The following is a 580-nucleotide window of genomic DNA, read 5'->3' on the forward strand; positions in this document are numbered from 1 at the left end:
CAATCGTTGCGGCAATTGCAATGAACAGCGGGGTGAAACGGACTGGGTAACGCACGTGCAATGGAGCTCCTTGGGTCAACTGGCGCTTCTATATTTTGAGGCGCTCGATGTTTCTTGTTGTTACAGACGAACCAAACGGCTTTCAGACCACAACGAAAAAAGGCCGCTGAAAGGCAGCGGCCTGGAATGACGACGGTTGAACGGGAAGAGCCAAACAACCGCGTCGAGGGAAACGTTGGCGCGGTGCGCGACTCAGCTGTCTTTCTCGCTTGCTTGAGCCTGGGAAGTGGCAGCCTGTGGGGCTTGCGAGGCGGCCTGAGCCTTGGCCATCACTTCGGCCTGATGCTGATCGAAGGCCTGAGCGCGAGCGACATTTTGCGCCACGAACGACTGCGATTCTTCAGCCATCGCCATCGGCGACAGGATCAATGAGGACAAAACGAACGCGCTGCAATACCCATACTGTTGGACATCTTGAAAACCTTCTCGCTTGGCGAGTGCTGTTTGGTGCGGGCAAAGATAAGGTCGCCGGGCGTTGGGAAACAGCGTGATTTTCATAAATGACTGTTACAGCACAAGC

The 580-nt window shown here is 55.2% G+C and carries 1 protein-coding gene and 1 pseudogene; one reads left to right on the forward strand and one right to left on the reverse strand.

What is annotated here, in order from left to right; all coding sequences use genetic code 11:
* A partial coding sequence (locus tag BK660_RS32800; protein WP_221178659.1) for a hypothetical protein occupies positions 1-190 on the forward strand: 190 nt, incomplete at its 5' end.
* 62 nt (positions 191-252) lie between these two features.
* Here BK660_RS32800 and BK660_RS30225 read toward each other — a convergent pair.
* Positions 253-473, reverse strand: a pseudogene (locus BK660_RS30225) (hypothetical protein).
* Positions 474-580: the final 107 nt, after the last annotated feature.

The sequence above is a fragment of the Pseudomonas brassicacearum genome, from assembly GCF_003732265.1.
GTDB lineage: Bacteria > Pseudomonadota > Gammaproteobacteria > Pseudomonadales > Pseudomonadaceae > Aquipseudomonas > Aquipseudomonas brassicacearum_D.